Source organism: Paenibacillus sp. ISL-20 (assembly GCF_018613005.1).
In the GTDB taxonomy this organism is placed as follows: Bacteria; Bacillota; Bacilli; order Paenibacillales; family Paenibacillaceae; genus Paenibacillus_AQ.
In genome coordinates this window covers 44,663-60,208 of sequence record NZ_JAGGRD010000053.1, presented here as the reverse complement: position 1 = coordinate 60,208, position 15,546 = coordinate 44,663, and the positions used below count along the sequence as shown (strand labels likewise).

Annotated in this window: 12 protein-coding genes; 11 read left to right on the top strand and 1 reads right to left on the bottom strand. The window is 50.9% G+C overall.

The annotated features are described in order from the left end of the window. The first annotated feature begins 2 nt into the window (after positions 1–2). The 8 genes from J7E85_RS26670 (at position 3) to J7E85_RS26635 (ending at position 11,974) form a co-directional block, all read left to right on the top strand. Complete coding sequence (locus J7E85_RS26670) at positions 3–965, top strand: ABC transporter permease (RefSeq protein WP_215162995.1); 963 nt, start codon at positions 3–5, stop codon at positions 963–965. A gap of 18 nt (positions 966–983) precedes the next feature. Beyond that, entirely contained in the window at positions 984–1,856 is an 873-nt protein-coding gene (locus J7E85_RS26665; RefSeq protein WP_215162994.1) for a carbohydrate ABC transporter permease, read from the top strand. 125 nt (positions 1,857–1,981) lie between these two features. Further along, complete coding sequence (locus tag J7E85_RS26660; protein WP_215162993.1) at positions 1,982–3,559, top strand: extracellular solute-binding protein; 1,578 nt, start codon at positions 1,982–1,984, stop codon at positions 3,557–3,559. A gap of 109 nt (positions 3,560–3,668) precedes the next feature. Then, the gene (locus tag J7E85_RS26655; protein ID WP_215162992.1) at positions 3,669–4,718 is read left to right on the top strand and encodes a response regulator transcription factor; all 1,050 of its coding nucleotides are present in this window, start codon (positions 3,669–3,671) and stop codon (positions 4,716–4,718) included. Further along, a complete protein-coding gene (locus J7E85_RS26650) occupies positions 4,715–6,586 on the top strand; it encodes a cache domain-containing sensor histidine kinase (RefSeq protein ID WP_215162991.1) in 1,872 nt (623 codons plus the stop codon). Before J7E85_RS26655 ends, J7E85_RS26650 begins: the two co-directional genes overlap by 4 nt. Before the next feature lie 15 nt (positions 6,587–6,601). After that, entirely contained in the window at positions 6,602–7,369 is a 768-nt protein-coding gene (locus J7E85_RS26645; RefSeq protein WP_215162990.1) for an SDR family NAD(P)-dependent oxidoreductase, read from the top strand. Positions 7,370–7,377: 8 nt separating this feature from the next. Next, on the top strand, positions 7,378–9,621 hold the full coding sequence (locus J7E85_RS26640; protein WP_215162989.1) for a heparinase II/III domain-containing protein: 2,244 nt from the start codon (positions 7,378–7,380) through the stop codon (positions 9,619–9,621). After that, complete coding sequence (locus J7E85_RS26635) at positions 9,605–11,974, top strand: DUF4962 domain-containing protein (RefSeq protein ID WP_215162988.1); 2,370 nt, start codon at positions 9,605–9,607, stop codon at positions 11,972–11,974. The genes J7E85_RS26640 and J7E85_RS26635 overlap by 17 nt, the downstream gene beginning before the upstream one ends. Before the next feature lie 173 nt (positions 11,975–12,147). On the opposite strand, the gene J7E85_RS26630 is transcribed toward J7E85_RS26635, so the two are convergent. Continuing rightward, positions 12,148–13,035: a helix-turn-helix transcriptional regulator gene (locus J7E85_RS26630; protein WP_215162987.1), complete on the bottom strand. Its 888-nt coding sequence runs from the start codon at positions 13,033–13,035 to the stop codon at positions 12,148–12,150. A 187-nt stretch (positions 13,036–13,222) separates the two neighbouring features. Here J7E85_RS26630 and J7E85_RS26625 point away from each other — a divergent pair, with 187 nt between their 5' ends. The 3 genes from J7E85_RS26625 (at position 13,223) to J7E85_RS34680 (ending at position 15,539) form a co-directional block, all read left to right on the top strand. Continuing rightward, positions 13,223–14,263, top strand: a complete 1,041-nt coding sequence (locus J7E85_RS26625; RefSeq protein ID WP_215162986.1) for a Gfo/Idh/MocA family protein — start codon at positions 13,223–13,225, stop codon at positions 14,261–14,263. A gap of 433 nt (positions 14,264–14,696) precedes the next feature. Continuing rightward, the gene (locus J7E85_RS34325; RefSeq protein WP_251036067.1) at positions 14,697–15,071 is read left to right on the top strand and encodes a hypothetical protein; all 375 of its coding nucleotides are present in this window, start codon (positions 14,697–14,699) and stop codon (positions 15,069–15,071) included. Between the two features lie 270 nt (positions 15,072–15,341). Beyond that, entirely contained in the window at positions 15,342–15,539 is a 198-nt protein-coding gene (locus tag J7E85_RS34680) for a glycoside hydrolase family 88 protein (protein WP_353049562.1), read from the top strand. The last annotated feature ends 7 nt before the right edge of the window (positions 15,540–15,546 follow it).

The window sequence follows — 15,546 nt, the reverse complement described above, 5'->3', positions numbered from 1 at the left end:
AGATGGCCGCAACAAGCAAAGCAGCGGTAAGCCCGAATCTGGAGGGAAAGATTGATAAACGGAGAAGAATACTTGGCTTCATGTGGAAATACAGGGCGCTGTACTTCATATCACTGCCGGGATTGCTGTTCTTCGGATTATTCAAGTATGTTCCGTTAATGGGCTCCGTGATCGCATTCCAGAACTACAATCTATTTGCGGGTGTGACTGGAAGTCCCTGGGTGGGTCTTGAGCACTTTCAACGCATGTTCCAGCACTATGATTTTTTGAAAATTCTGCGGAATACGCTTCTGCTGGGTACATATGACATTCTGTTTGCTTTTACTGCCCCCATCGTTTTGGCTTTATTACTCAATGAGGTACGCCAGGTCGTTTACAAGAAAATTGTACAGACGATATTCTATGCGCCGCATTTTCTGTCATGGGTCATTGTAAGCGGTATCTTTGTGGGGATCCTATCTCCATCGTCGGGGATCGTGAACGTCATGCTCGGCTGGTTCGGCATTGAGCCGATCTATTTCCTTGGCGAAGATTCCTACATTCGAACGGTATTGGTGGGCTCAGGACTATGGAGAGATGTCGGATGGGGGACCATCATCTATCTAGCGGCGCTCGCAGGCATAAATCCGGATCTCTACGAAGCCTCCGAAATTGATGGAGCGGGAAGATGGCGCCAGACCCTCAGCATTACCCTGCCAGCGCTGCTTCCCGTGATCACGATCCTGTTCCTGCTCAAGATCGGGGACTTCATGGATTACGGGTTTGAACGCGTATTCGTGTTTCAGAACCCGCTCAACATCCAGTCCAGCGAAATTTTGGACACGTACATTTACAAAGCGGGCTTGCAGCAGCTGCAGTACAGCTATGCCACCGCCATCGGGGTGTTCAAATCCGTTGTCGGCTTGTTCCTGATTTCCATTGCAAACACGATCAGCAAGAAAGCGACCGGCGAGTCGCTGTATTAGAGGGGAGTGACCACCAACGTGAAATATGACAGTGCGGGCAGAAAACTGTTTCTTGTATTGAACTATATCATCCTTACCTTTCTTGCACTCACCATGCTGCTCCCTTTTCTCAACGTCATTGCCCAGTCGTTCAGCAGCCCAGGCGCTATCGATCGCGGAGAAGTGATGTTCTGGCCGGTGGAATTTACCTTTGCCTACTATAAGCATGTATTCAACGATATTTCCATCTGGAGGGCATTCGGGATCAGCGTCTATATTACGCTATTCGGAACCTTCATCAATCTGGCAGCAACCGCTTCGCTGGCGTACCCGCTCTCCAGGCCCGAATACGTCGGCAGAAAAACAATCATGATTATCATCCTGATGACCATGATATTCACGGCACCGCTGATTCCGCAATTCATTCTGATGCGCGAGCTGAATCTCGTCAACACGCTGTGGTCCTTGATGCTGCCATCGGCGATCAGCGCATTCAATCTGTTTGTGCTTCGAACCTTCTTCACCCAAATTCCAAGCGAACTGATCGATTCGTCCCGAATCGACGGATGCAGCGAGGTCCGCACGTTGTGGAGCATTGTGCTTCCGTTATCAAAACCGGCGCTGGCGACGGTGGGCATATTCTACTCTGTAACTAATTGGAATAAATACATGGACGCGCTTTACTATATCAATGATCGGGCCAAGTATCCGCTCCAGGTAAAATTGAGGGAGCTTCTGGTGAACGAGGGCCTGACCGATACGGGCAACATGGCATTTGAAGCAAGCTCCCAATCCGTTCAAGGCATTCAGATGGCGGTTATTCTGGTAGCCACGCTGCCTATCATTCTCTTGTATCCGTTTCTGCAGCGATTCTTCATTCATGGGATGATGATCGGGTCGATCAAAGAATAACCCTAAAAAAACGACAAACCGAGCCAAAGACATTCCTTGTTCCCGCCCAGACGGCTCACTATACTGATATTAAGTTTGAAAGCGCTATTATAAGCGACTATATTAGCTTGAAAAGAGGGGTATTCATGAGAAAAAGCTGGACACGTGCGCTTACGTCAGGTCTCGTACTGGCCATGCTCGTTGGCTGTTCGGGCAACAATGGCGGGGGCGGAGGAGCCAATGCCGACGGCGACGGTCAAGGCGAGAATGAAGCGGGAGCCACGAAATTTTCCATTTCGATGCGGACGCTTAACGTATCCTATGTTGAGAAGAATCCGGATATCAACAAGGATAAGTATGTGCTGGAGCTAGAGAAAATGACAAATACGGACTTGGATATCCGCCTGATTCCGCATAACGAATATCAGGATAAAATGGTGCAAATGTTCGCAACGAACGACATTCCGGATGTGGTGCAGGGTACTGGCGGAATCAGCGGTCCCGAGCTGGCGGGTGCCGTAGAGAACGGAGTCTTTCTCCCGCTGAACGACCTCCTGCAGGAGCATGGGCAGGACCTACTCAAGTTTATCCCGGAGGAAGCCTGGAAGCGGATGACGGATTCCAAGACGGGCAATATCTACGGGATTCCCGAAATCTTGTCCAATCCGTCCAGACGAGCCACATGGATTCGGACCGATCTGCTGGAGAAAGTAGGCAAGGAGATCCCGACAACGGTGGAAGAGACGATGGATGTGCTGCGCGCACTCAAAGAAGCCGGAGTGGAGCAGCCTTATGCTGGACGACAGAATTTCAAATACGCGGATACCTTTTTCGGCGCCTATGACGTGCTGGGTTACCTGAACCAATTCAAGGTGTTCCCGGACGGGAAAGTAAAGCCAACCTTTTTTGATGAAGAAAATATGAAGCAAGCGATCCAAATCTATAAGACAATGCACGAGGAAGGATTGATCAGCAAGGAGTTCGCGACCATTGAAAGCGCGGATTTCAAATCCATCGTCACGAGCGGTAAAGCGGGCATGTGGTCCATGAATGCCAATGAGCTCCCGATCTGGGGCACCCAGCTGAAGGAGAATGTGCCGGACGCGAAAGTGGCGCTGATTCCTTCGCCTGTAGGACCTGACGGTAAAGGGGGATATGCCCATTACAATCCGGTAACGCGTTCCTTCTTCATCAACGCGAAGGCGAAGGATAAAGCGGAGGATATCGTGAAGTTCTTCAACTGGATGGTCAGTGAAGATGCGGAATTGTTCTTCAGCTTCGGCATTGAGGGCGAGGATTATCAGGTAACCGACGGCAAACCGGTCTTCGAGGTTCCAACGGACACCGCAGGTGCGGATAAGATGCGTTATTTGAACTACTGGCTGTGGCTGGTGCAGGACACAACCTACAACAAACGCGTATCCGAGTTGTCCGATTCCGGCAAAGAGCTGATTGAGGCTTTTGATAACTTGCTTTCGAATGAGGGCCGCCGGGGCATTGAATTCGATCCGCGACTGGAGGCGATGGTGAAATATCCGGAGCTGAATCCGAAGTCGGATGAAATGCCGCAGCTGATTCTGGAGCATGTGCTCCGCATGGTATACGGCAGGGAGCCTATCGATAACTACGGCAAGGTGCTCGAGGAATATCTGTCCAAAGGCGGCAACGAGATTATTGAGGAAGCCACGAAACGATATAACGAAAAAGAAAACGCTTTCGAATAAGCGGAGCATGTTTTAGTATAGTGTTGAAGAATGACTCCTCTGCTTGTCTGGCAGAGGAGTATCTTGCTAAACCTAAACTACTCTCGCTGTCTTGAAAGGGGAATGGGTGATGTACCGCATTCTGGTCGTTGATGATGAACCTATGATAAGAATGGGCTTGGCGAAACTGATCACGCAGACGGATCCGGCCATGATTCAAGCGGCAACGGCCGGCAACGGCATGGAAGCATTGGAAGCGATCCAGACGGCACGACCGGACTTCATTTTTACGGATATCAAAATGCCCAAGATGGACGGCCTGGAGCTAAGCAAGCAGCTATATGAAACATACGGCGATATCACGGTAGTTGTCATCTCCGGTTACAGCGATTTCGAATATGCCCAGAAATGCATGTCGTATGGGGTTAAGGAGTATCTGCTCAAGCCCGTGACCAAATCGGTGGTACATAACACCATGAATAAATTGATGGCGGATCGAAAGTCCATGCAGGAGAAGCAGCGGTTTTATTTTCCGCTCTCCAAGCTGGAGGATTGGCTGGAGCAGCTCGAGCTGGCCGTATGGCATTTGCAAATGAACGATATCCAGGCGAAGCTGCAGGAAATCGAGGATTATTGCAGTGAGCGCCGGCTCGAATCGATTCAGCTTCAGGAGCTGCTGGATGAGCTGTACGCGAAACTGATCAAGCAGTTAAACGGCAGGGACGTGTATTCGTTTGAACGCATGACGGGAATCTCGGGGGCTGAACCCGGAGGGAACCATCATTATTTCGAGAGATTTCGTCAGGCCGTGGATCAGACGGTAAAGCTCATACGCGACAAGAGAAAAGGAAATGCCAAGGAGCCTGTCGAGGAAGCAAAAGCCTACATTGAGCGCAATTTGTCCCGCGATCTCTCGCTGGATGAGGTTGCCGATATGCTCGGGCTCAATCCGTCGTATTTCAGCCAGCTGTTCAAACAGATGACGGACGAGACCTTTGTCCATTACCGGATCAAGAAACGAATGGAGAAGGCGAAGAAGCTCCTTGCCATTCCGCATTATAAAATTACGGACATTTCGTTCGAAGTGGGGTATGCGGATCATCCCCATTTTACGAAAACCTTTAAGAAGGTCACCGGATACACCCCTTCCGAATACCGGGAGATGCTGGGGATACAATGATGCGGAGGAGCCTGTCCCGTCAAATCTTCCTGTACTTTTTCATCGTCGTGATGTTCTCGCTTACGACGGTCGGCGTCTTCTTCTATATGAAATCATCCGAAGCGATTGACGAGCAGGTCGAGAAGTATATGACCACCGTCATCACGAACGCCGCAAGGCAAACGGATAATCAGCTGAAGATGTTTGAGCGGATCAGCGATACGATTTTGCTGCAGGATTCGGTGAAGCGATTTTTGGATATGGACCCCAGCGACAGCTACGAGCATTACCGGTTCACCCATCTCATTCGAAAGGATGTCTTTCAGAAGATCTTCATTCAATACCCCACGCAGACCCATATGATGTACATACTGGGGTTCCATGGCCGGTCGATTTTCGATCAGAATCAGAATTTCTCCGCCATGTCGATCGATCCGTCGGACCGACTTCGTGAATTGACGGAGAAGACGCCGGGGAACGGGGAGATCGTCATCTTGAAGACCAGCCTGCTGGAACAGGATCGCGACAACGTCATTACGGTTGCCCGCAAAATCCGGGGAATGGATTCCTACGACGTTAAAGGCGTGCTCGCGGTGGAGTTCAATGAAGATCAGTTGTCGGGTTTATGGAATGGTGTCGATCTCGGAGAACAGGGTTTCTTCTTCATCCTGGATCGCGAAGGCGAGGTCGTCTATGCCCCAGATCACGTGGATATGGAGGGAATTACGACCGCGGACCTGCCGAAGCGCATTATCGCTAAGGGTGATCATCGCTTCATTGAACCGGTGCTAGGCGAGAAAGCGATGATCATCTCGCGCCAGTCCGAGTATTCGGGCTGGAGCCTCGTCATTATGATGCCGCTGGATGAGCTTCGGGCGCCGATTTCGGGCATTCGCTCCACCACCATTATCGTAGGCTTCGTTACCCTGATCATTGCGCTCATTCTTGCCTATCGATTCGGCAAATCGATCGTGAACCCGATCCGCAATCTGAAGAACGGAATGAGGCAGACGGAGAAAGGGAACTGGACGCATATCACCGATGTGAAGCCGCGGGAGGACGAGATCGGCGGATTGATCCATAGCTACAATCTCATGGTCAGCCGCTTGTCCGATATGATCGAGCAGGTATACGACACGGAGCTCCACAATCAGAAAACGCAGCTGGAGCTGCAGGACATCCAGCTGGAGCGCCAGCGGGCAGAGTTCCAGGCGCTTCAATTACAGATTAATCCGCATTTTCTCTACAACACGCTGGAAACCATCAATTGTTATGCGATCGTTCAGGATTCCGACGAGATCTCGGACATGGTGGAGGCCATGGCTTTCATGCTTCGATACTCCATTCAGACGAATCTGGAGGAAATTACGATCGCGAACGAGCTCAATCATGTACGGCATTACATGATGATCTTGAAGCATCGAATCGGGCGCGATTTCGAGATCGAGGTGGCAACGCCACCCGAGCTTCTATTGGAGAAGATGGTCAGGCTCTCCTTGCAGCCGATTGTCGAGAATATTTTTCAGCATGCTTTTCCGGAAGGGATCGAAGCATGGCACTACATTCGGATCGACACGAGAATAGAACAGGACAACTTGCTGGTTATCGTCGAGGACAACGGGGCAGGTATAGCGGACCGTAACCTTCATAAACTGCGCAAGCGGCTCGAGGAAAACCGTCTGGTCGATGATGATGACGGAATACATGTTAGGCGTAAGGGCGGAATCGGCATCGTCAATGTCCATCGGCGAATTCAGATGGTTTACGGCGAAGAATACGGGATTACGGTGCATAGTTCGCCGGATCAAGGCACGAGCATTGTCATGACGATGCCGCGAATGGAAAGAGTGCGTGAACAAAAAAACAGACTGAAACAGCTGCAAACCTAATCAGGAGGGATCAATATGCATATTAACTTATCGGGTAACATCGCATTAGTCACAGGTTCGAGTGGAGGGATTGGTCGTGCAGTTGCGTTGAAGCTGGCAAGAAGTGGGGCTAAGGTAGCTCTGAACTATCTGAGCAGCAAGGATGCCGCTGAAGAAGCCGTAGCGGAGATTCGAGGTTTTGGCGGTGAGGCTCATGCATTTCAAGCAGATGTTACGCATGTGGAGCAGGCAGAGGCGCTCGTAGCTGAAGTAGAGAAGGCATTCGGCGGCCCGGTTACGATTCTGGTTAATAATGCAGGGCATTTGGTTGAGCGTCTGGCGAATGCCGAAATGACCGAGGAGCTCTACAGCAAGGTCATGGATGTAAATATGAAAAGCACGGTATTCGTGAGCAAAGCCGTCATTCCGGGTATGAAAGCCGCAGGTCAAGGTCGCATTGTCAATATGACCTCCGTTGCGGCACATAACGGCGGCGGGCCCGGCGCAAGCATTTATGCAGCCAGCAAAGCTGCTGTCCTGAGCTTTACCAAGGGGCTGGCAAAGGAGCTTGCTGCAAGCGGCATTAACGTAAACGCCGTATCGCCAGGTTTTATCGGACAAACGGCATTTCATGCCACCTTTACCCCGGATGACGCGCGAAAAGCAACAATCAAGGGCATTCCGCTCGGCAGAGAGGGCACCCCGGACGATGTCGCCGGCTCTGTTCTGTTCCTCGTCTCGGAGCTGTCTTCTTATCTGACGGGGGAGACAATCGAAATTAACGGCGGCATGTTCATGCGATGAGGGATTGGATGAAGGTCAACGCGAAGTCGAAATTCTATCCGTGGAGCGAACGCACAGTCGATATCCTGAAGGCCGAGCTCGATCAAGTCATCGATCGGAGGCTGGATGTTCCCGTTGATCCAGGCGGCTGGTGGCACCAATACGTGTGTCCCGAACATCATACGGAACTGATGTTTGATCCACTGGAGGCGGACTGCAGCACCTTTCGTTGTCCGTATGGTTGCGAAGTGGAAGGAGAACCGTACAGGGGGGCATGGCTGGTATTCAAGCATCAGTCCATGGCCCGATATGTCCTGCAATCTGCCGCCGTCTATGCCGGTACCGAAGAGAAGGCCTACGCCGATCTTGGAAAAAAGTTGATTGTCCGCTATGCGGAGCAATTTCCGCTATACCCGGTACATCCCGATGCCCAGCCCTGGATGCTGAAAGGGCGGGCATTCCATCAGGCTTTGACCGAGGCCATCTGGGCCACGACATTGCTTCGAGGCTATCTGCTTTTGAAGGATGCGCAAGTGTCGTTCGACGAAGCTGATCAACACAAGATTGATGAATTCCTACATATGCTGGAGAGCAGCATGACGGAATATCATGATATGTTGACCCGGGAGCGCGGAAATCCTGAGAACAACTATACCGCCTGGCTGATTGCCGCGCTGTTCAGTATCTATGCGGTACAAGGCGAAACGGAGAAGCTGCGGCAGCTGGTCGTGAAGGAAGGCGGCCTGCGGCATCATCTCAGCATTGCTATCAGGCCGGATCAGCTTGAATTTGAAGGCAGCATGTATTACCACGTATTCGTACTACGTGCTTACCTGATTGCTGCGGAAATGGGGACTCGGGCTGGTGAAGAGCTGTTTTCCCTGAGAGGAGAGCAAGGCCAATCCATGCAGGGCATGCTGACGGTACTGGTTCGATTGGCAGACCCAAACGGCTTCCTGCCAGCACTTCACGACGGTCCTTATTGCAGGGCTCCTTATGCGCGAGAAATTGCCGAGATTGCGGAAATCGGTTTATCCGTATTTGGAGACAAGAGCTATCAACGACTGCTAGACAATGTGTATCGTGAACTGAATGGAGAAGCCGGCCGGGTTGGCATGCTGGAAGCTCTGTTATACGGAACGGGCCATTGGGATGGAAGATCCGGAGTGGCTTCTTCTGAGACGAAGGGTTCTCATAGGGAGATAGCGGGAGGAGTATGGGAAGTAGGGGACATCATCGAAGTACGAGTTACACGAGAAGTCCAAGAGGCAGGCGATACAGAACATGCAGACCAAGCAGGTCATGAACCTGAAGGTAATGAAGCATGGGACATCGAAGGCCGAAATGAGGACGGTTTCCCTGATGTGTTTACTCCTTCCGTCTTTCTTCCTCACAGTGGATTTGCCCTGTTGAAGTCGCAGCCTTCGAATGGGCTTCAGGCGTTGGTCGATTTTGGCCCTCATGGTGGATCACATGGTCACTTCGATAAACTGAATTTGATGATTCATGTCGGGAACCAGCAGCTTTCGCCAGACCGTGGAACCGTACCATACGGTTCGATTCTAAAGAAGGATTGGTATCCCCATACAGCCTGCCATAATACCGTCTCGGTTGGACGTCGCTCCCAGAATCCAACCGAGGGTAAATGCATTCGGTATGAATCCGGTTCGAATTTTTCCTATCTCTGGGTTCGGTCTGATCAGGCTTATGAACATGGCGTTCTGGACCGGCACCTGATATTGACGGAAGAGTGGCTGCTGGATTGGTTTGAAGTGGAATTGGATGAACCGGCAGTCGTGGATTGGTGGTTCCATTACGTTGGCATGGGACAGCTGAGCGGACTTCAAAATGCTGATCAGGGCCGCGTTAAAACGGATCTTGGAAACGAAGATGGATACGCATATGTAAAAGAGAGGTGCACCCACGTCTTGTCCCAGGATGGCTTGCAATTCAATCTCCACATTGCCAATGCATCAGGGCCACTCGCGGTAATCTCATTTATCGCCTTCGAGGGTATGGAATGCTCACAGGTGGAGTCACCTGGGCTTGCTGACGATCCCAGCCGCCTCATGGAAGGAATCCGGCTTCACCGATTAGATTCGAAAGCCCGCTTCATTGCCGTTTACCGTACCGGCACCGAGCCGCTCACATTGGAATGGAACCGTTCGGAGAATGGGGACTGTCTCAGCTTATCCGATGGAAGGATCGCGAGAAGCTTCACGATGACCAACAACGGGTTGAAGGAGAGGGTACTCGATGAAAACCTTGTTTGAACCGAAAAGCGGATTATTGTCCGTGCCATATCAACCGGATGAAGAGAGTAAGCTGCTTGAGAATCCTCCCCGTTTCACCTGGATGCCTGGACAGCTGGAGAACGACCGTTATATGCTGCAAATTTCGACCTCGCCCTCGTATGAAACGGAAGCGACAACGACGATATCGCGGATTCCCTATAACTTATACACTCCGGAGCAACCGCTGCAGCCGGGTACTTATTATTGGCGATATGCCTTGCTGACCGGGGAGCAAGTGGAGGATACGGCAGATTTGGACCATAACCGTTCTTCTTGGAGCCAATCCCGAATGTTTCATGTCCCGGAGGGGCTGCCAGAAACTCCCCTGCCTGGCAGAGGGGAGCGGTACGAACGCACGCATACCGGTCATCCGCGGTTATGGCTGGACGAAAAGGGGATTGAGGCGTTCCGGGAAGGTCTCCGAAAGGATGATGATTACTGCGGCTGGCGCGCTTTTCACGAGAAATCGGTCCTTCCGTGGCTGGATAAGCCGTTAATCCCGGAGCCGGAACGTTATCCCGGCAATAAGCGTGTCGCCAAGCTGTGGAGAAAAATGTACATGGATTGCCAAGAAACGCTGTATGTTATCCGGCACTTAAGCGTGGCAGGGGTCATTTTGCAGGATGATGTTTTAATAGCCAAAGCGAAGACTTGGCTGCTCCACGCGGCCCGGTGGGATACGGAGGGAACAACATCCAGAGATTATAACGATGAAGCCGCGTTTCGGATGGTGGGTGCACTTGCATGGGGATACGACTGGCTCCACGATTACCTCAGCGCAGAGGAGATTAATCTCGTCAGGGGAGCTCTTCTGCGACGTACGGAGCAGGTGGCCTTCCATGTGATGGAGCGCTCGAAAATCCATCATGTCCCTTATGACAGCCATGCTGTTCGTTCGCTGTCCTCCGTGCTTGTTCCGGCCTGTATTGCCATGCTTCATGAAGAGGCTGAGGCACAGACATGGCTGGATTACACGCTGGAATACTACGCCTGCCTCTATTCGCCTTGGGGCGGAGAAGATGGAGGCTGGGCCGAAGGGCCGCTCTATTGGACAACGGGCATGGCATTTGTGATCGATGCGCTCAATCTCATTCGCAACTACGTAGCCATCGATTTCTATCAACGGCCGTTCTTTGGGCGCACGGGCGATTTCCCACTCTACTGCAGCAGTCCGGATACGATCCGGGCCAGCTTCGGGGACCAGTCCTATCTCGGCGAACCCGTCAGTCTGAAGACGGCTTTCAATATTCGCCAGTTTGCAGGCATTACAGGGAATGGATTATATCAGTGGTATTATGAACAAGTAGCTAAGGTGGATACGGACGCCGACTCCAAGTTTTACAATTACGGCTGGTGGGATTTCCGCTTTGACGATATGCTGTATCGGCATGATTACCCTCAGGTGGAAGCTGTTTCTCCTTCTGTTACCGTTCCGTTTTCTATAGATAACGTCTCGGAAGCGAAGGATGGAACCATCCAAGCCGTCAAATGGTTCCGCGATATTGACTGGGTGGCGATGCATCACCGCATGGATGATCCGGATGAGCACATTATGCTGCTTGCAAAGAGCAGCCGTTACGGTTCCATGAGCCACAGTCACGGTGACCAGAACGGATTCCTGCTGCACGCGTATGGTGAACCTCTCGCAATTGAAAGTGGATATTACATCGCTTTTGGAAGCACGATGCATATGAATTGGCGCAGGCAGACGCGTTCCACGAACAATATTCTCATTGATGGCCATGGTCAGTATGCGGGAAAAGATAAGGTGCTTTGCATCGAAGCCAGTGGAAAGGTCGAGCAAGTAGTTGCGTCATCGGGTTATGGGTACGCCCGTATGAACGCTACGCAGGCCTATCGGGAGAATGTCCCTTATCTGGAGCGGTATGTGCGCGAGATCTATTTTTTTGACGAATCTTATTTTGTCATCGTGGATACGGTGGATCTTGCCAAGCCAGCCAGCATCGAGTGGCTGTTTCATACCCTGAACCGGATGAAGCTGTCGGGGCAGACGTTTCGGGTGATGGGCAGCAAAGCGGAAATGGAAGGGCGATTCGTATACAGTTCATCCGGCGACTTGTCGCTGAATCAGCATAATCAGTTCACCGATGTCGACCCCAAAGAAATCGATGGGCTGGATAATCAGTGGCATCTTCATGCTGAGAGCAAATCAGCCGCAAGCCATCGCATTGCGACTCTCCTGGTTCCTATGAGGGCGAATGAAAGTAAATACGTCTCGTATTTTCTGGACGATCAGGACCATGGGGTTCATATCTATTTCACGAATGAGGATGGGAACACCAGAAAGGTGGAAGTGCCTAAGGCATATTAGGTCTTAGAGGCGCTGATTCGATCCAGAATTCACAAAAAGACTCTACTTCAGCGAAAGCTGCTGCATGTGGAGTCTTTTTTTTGCATATTCGTCACCATGCTTATGATTCAACTGGCGTTTCGTACAGGTTATGGCCGCAGATTCTTCGCTAAGGAGTGTTCTGGAACCCGGATCTATAACTGCCTAGCCTGAGAAGGCGTCATGCTCTTGTACTGTTTGTACAGCTTGGTAAAATAATTCGGGTTGCTGCAGCCGACGATGCCGGCAATCTCCGTGATGGTTAACGTCCGTTCACGAAGCAGCTTCTCTGCTTCATTCATCCGGGTCAGGTTGACGTAATCGACGAATGTGCGCCCTGTTAAACGCTTGAACATTTTGCAAAAATGAAACGGATTCAAACCGACCTCTGCAGCAGCGGTCTCTACCGACAATTTCTCACCGATGTTGCTCTCGATGTGCTGAATGAGTTTTTTATAACGATCCCGATTCGCAAAATACGGCTCGGCCGACTTCTCCGTGAACTGTGTGGGCATAAGTGTACGTGCCAGCAGAACGAACACCGTGTACAGCTTGGACTTGGCAATGAGCTCATAGGCCGGACGGCGGGCAACAAGCTCTTCAATCACTTCATCCAGCAGCGGATAGCAGTCTGCGCCAGCAGGGTGGTTCTCGGCAGGCTTGACCGGGAAACGGAGCTGGCCTTCCATATAGGGAGCGACATAACGCACATGAATCGGATCATGGAGGAAATCGTTAAAGAGGGATGCATTCACCACGACACAATCAAATCGCACGTCGCCATCTTCAAGGGCATATCCCACGTGCAGGCTGCCGCCGGGGATGATGATCATTTCTCCAGCCTTTACGTCATACGGAGTTGTATCAATATGGAATACCGCATGCCCTTGGCGCATGCTAATGATCTCAAAATGTTCATGCCAGTGGAGATACAGGATACAGTCTTTCGTTTTGGCATGGGAGCAGAAGTTATTAAATACCTGCACAGGATAGGCTTTATAGTCTAGTCTCGTATTTTCATGAAGCTCTTTTGGATTGGACATGTGATTTCACCTCGGACCGCAAGATAAGAGTGGTAATGCACAAGGTTGTATAGAGAAATTGTTGAGTTTCGCCATTATAATGAAGTTGCTTCATTTACATTAAGCCAATATTGGAATGATGACAACGGGTTAGGATGTGAAATTGTAAGCGGTTTACAACATTATGACGTATTCAGAGGGAGTTAGCATGACCACGACATTTAAAGTTGTGATAGCAGGATGCGGCAGTATGGCGAATACATGGGCGGAATATGCGAAAGGGCGAGAGGACGTTGAAATCGTGGGCCTCGTGGATATCCAAGAGAAATTTGCAAAGGCATTTGCTGATCGGCATGAACTTTCTTGTCCCCTATATACCAATATTACGGAGGCCCTTACTTCAAGCGAAGCGAATATCGTATTTGATGTGACCATTCCCGCCAGCCACTATGGGATTAGCACGGCAGCGCTTAAGCACGGGTGTCATGTATTCAGCGAAAAACCGTTAGCGGAATCGATGACGGAATGCCTGGATATTGTGAGGCTCGCAGAGTCGGCAGGCAGAACTCATGCCGTCATGCAAAACCGCCGATTTGATCCGCGAATTCGGGCATACAAGGATTTGATTGAAGGTGGAGTGATTGGAAAGCCCGGGTTCATAGGGGCGGATTTTTTCCTTGGCGCCCATTTTGGCGGGTTTCGGGACCTGATGGACAGTCCCCTGCTGCTTGACATGGCCATTCACACCTTCGATCAGGCCCGAATGATCAGCGGTGCCGATCCGGTATCCGTGTACTGTCAGGAGTTTAACCCGCCGGGTTCCTGGTATGCCGGAAACGCGATGGCGATATGCATTTATGAAATGTCGGACGGCTCCGTGTTCAATTCCCGCGGTTCCTGGTGCGCCGAAGGAGCCCAAACCTCCTGGGAAGCCGCATGGCGCGTAACGGGAGAGAAAGGAACGGCGATCTGGGACGGCCATGATGATATTTATGCGGAGATCGTGGCGGAAGGGGATCAATCAGGAAACTTTATCCGGAAGTATGAACGGATTGAAGGTACGCTGCCCGAAATGGAGAAGACTGGACATCACGGCTGCCTGGAAAATATGTTTCATGCTCTCGAAGCCGGCATCAAGCCGGAGACGGATTGCAGCGACAACGTCTACAGCATGGCGATGGTGCTGGCTGCATTGGAGAGTACCAAGACGGGACGAAAAGTCATGATTTCGGAGTTCATGAAGGGTTGAAGGGAACGAGAGAGTAGCCTTAGGACATTTTGATACAACTTTGGCCTTGGCTGGACGGTAGCCTGCTCATGCAGGTGTTGTTGGTGACGAAAACATATAGGGTAAATGAAGCCGCGGATTCGCGGCTTTTTTGTTTTAAGTACCGTGTTGAGAAGATGATTGACTGTACCTGCTTTTTCGGTGCGAATGATGCATGAAGCAGGAAGAAACCGATTGCATTCAAGTGTTAGAGATGGAGAGGACAGTATTCGTAAAATCTTGCACTAATAACATCGTCTGAGTTGGTTTCTCGAATCAGAATGACCATGGTGTAAGGTAAAAGATGCCTTTCAGGAGTCCTTCCTTTGGAGTCACTGCTCTTCCATTGAGGGACAAAGCCGTGCTACAATATAGCACAAGCATAAGTAAAACGCTTAACCTGGAAGAGAAAGTAATGACCTCTTTGCAGCAAAACTGGTATCGCAAGCTGCTTCTTTCCTATTTCCCCATTTTCCTTATCACCATTACGCTTATCGTGTTTCTTTCTTTTATTATGTTTAACAAGGCCTCACGCGAAGAGGCGGCCAAGGCGAACGGTATATCCACCAGATTTATTATGGAAGACCTTGACCGCTCCATCCATGCGATTGAGATGAATGTGCTGAACGAAGTGGAGGCAAGTTCCCTATACTCAAGCTATCTGTTCAGGACCCCGTCATCCGACCAGAATCTGATGTACTCGCTGGTGAAACGACTTCGCGTGCTGCAAACGGACAGCGACTTGATTGATCAGTCTATTTGTACTGTCATTCGGATCAATCAGTGCTGACCACCAGCGGACAGAGTTCCCTCTCATCGTTTCCGGACCGTTCTTATATCGAGCACGCCGCGAAGGAGCACGATTATCGGGGTTCGTCGGCCGTACGCTCCATGACGGGTCTGGGGGAGAACGAACCGAAGCAGGTCGTCTCCATGTACAAAAATTTGCCGCTCCCCTTTGGAAGCCAGGGTCTGCTGGTGATAAACGTCAGATTGTATCGGTTGGAGCAGATGATTAATCTGATAATAAATGACAGCGTTTCCTTTTTGAAAATTCTGGATTCCATCGTTCGCCGATATCGCCATTCGGGCATGGCAGGGGCTGACCGGAAAAGCCAACGATCGCCGCGGGAGCGTGCACGGGGTATGCAGCGGGTCCCGTTATTCCTTTACCGGGGATTATTACAAGCAGGATCTGCTCATGGTGGCGAATGACAATCACGGGACCGGCATCATGATGCTGGCGGGCGTATCATAAAATTAAA

Excerpts from the sequence above, each read along its gene's own strand:
- J7E85_RS26670 (WP_215162995.1), top strand. The coding sequence starts at position 3 with ATGGCCGCAACAAGCAAAGCAGCGGTAAGCCCGAATCTGGAGGGAAAG.
- J7E85_RS26660 (WP_215162993.1), top strand. The coding sequence starts at position 1,982 with ATGAGAAAAAGCTGGACACGTGCGCTTACGTCAGGTCTCGTACTGGCC.
- J7E85_RS26655 (WP_215162992.1), top strand. The coding sequence starts at position 3,669 with ATGTACCGCATTCTGGTCGTTGATGATGAACCTATGATAAGAATGGGC.
- J7E85_RS26650 (WP_215162991.1), top strand. The coding sequence starts at position 4,715 with ATGATGCGGAGGAGCCTGTCCCGTCAAATCTTCCTGTACTTTTTCATC.
- J7E85_RS26645 (WP_215162990.1), top strand. The coding sequence starts at position 6,602 with ATGCATATTAACTTATCGGGTAACATCGCATTAGTCACAGGTTCGAGT.
- J7E85_RS26640 (WP_215162989.1), top strand. The coding sequence starts at position 7,378 with ATGAAGGTCAACGCGAAGTCGAAATTCTATCCGTGGAGCGAACGCACA.
- J7E85_RS26635 (WP_215162988.1), top strand. The coding sequence starts at position 9,605 with ATGAAAACCTTGTTTGAACCGAAAAGCGGATTATTGTCCGTGCCATAT.
- J7E85_RS26630 (WP_215162987.1), bottom strand. The coding sequence starts at position 13,035 with ATGTCCAATCCAAAAGAGCTTCATGAAAATACGAGACTAGACTATAAA.
- J7E85_RS26625 (WP_215162986.1), top strand. The coding sequence starts at position 13,223 with ATGACCACGACATTTAAAGTTGTGATAGCAGGATGCGGCAGTATGGCG.
- J7E85_RS34325 (WP_251036067.1), top strand. The coding sequence starts at position 14,697 with ATGACCTCTTTGCAGCAAAACTGGTATCGCAAGCTGCTTCTTTCCTAT.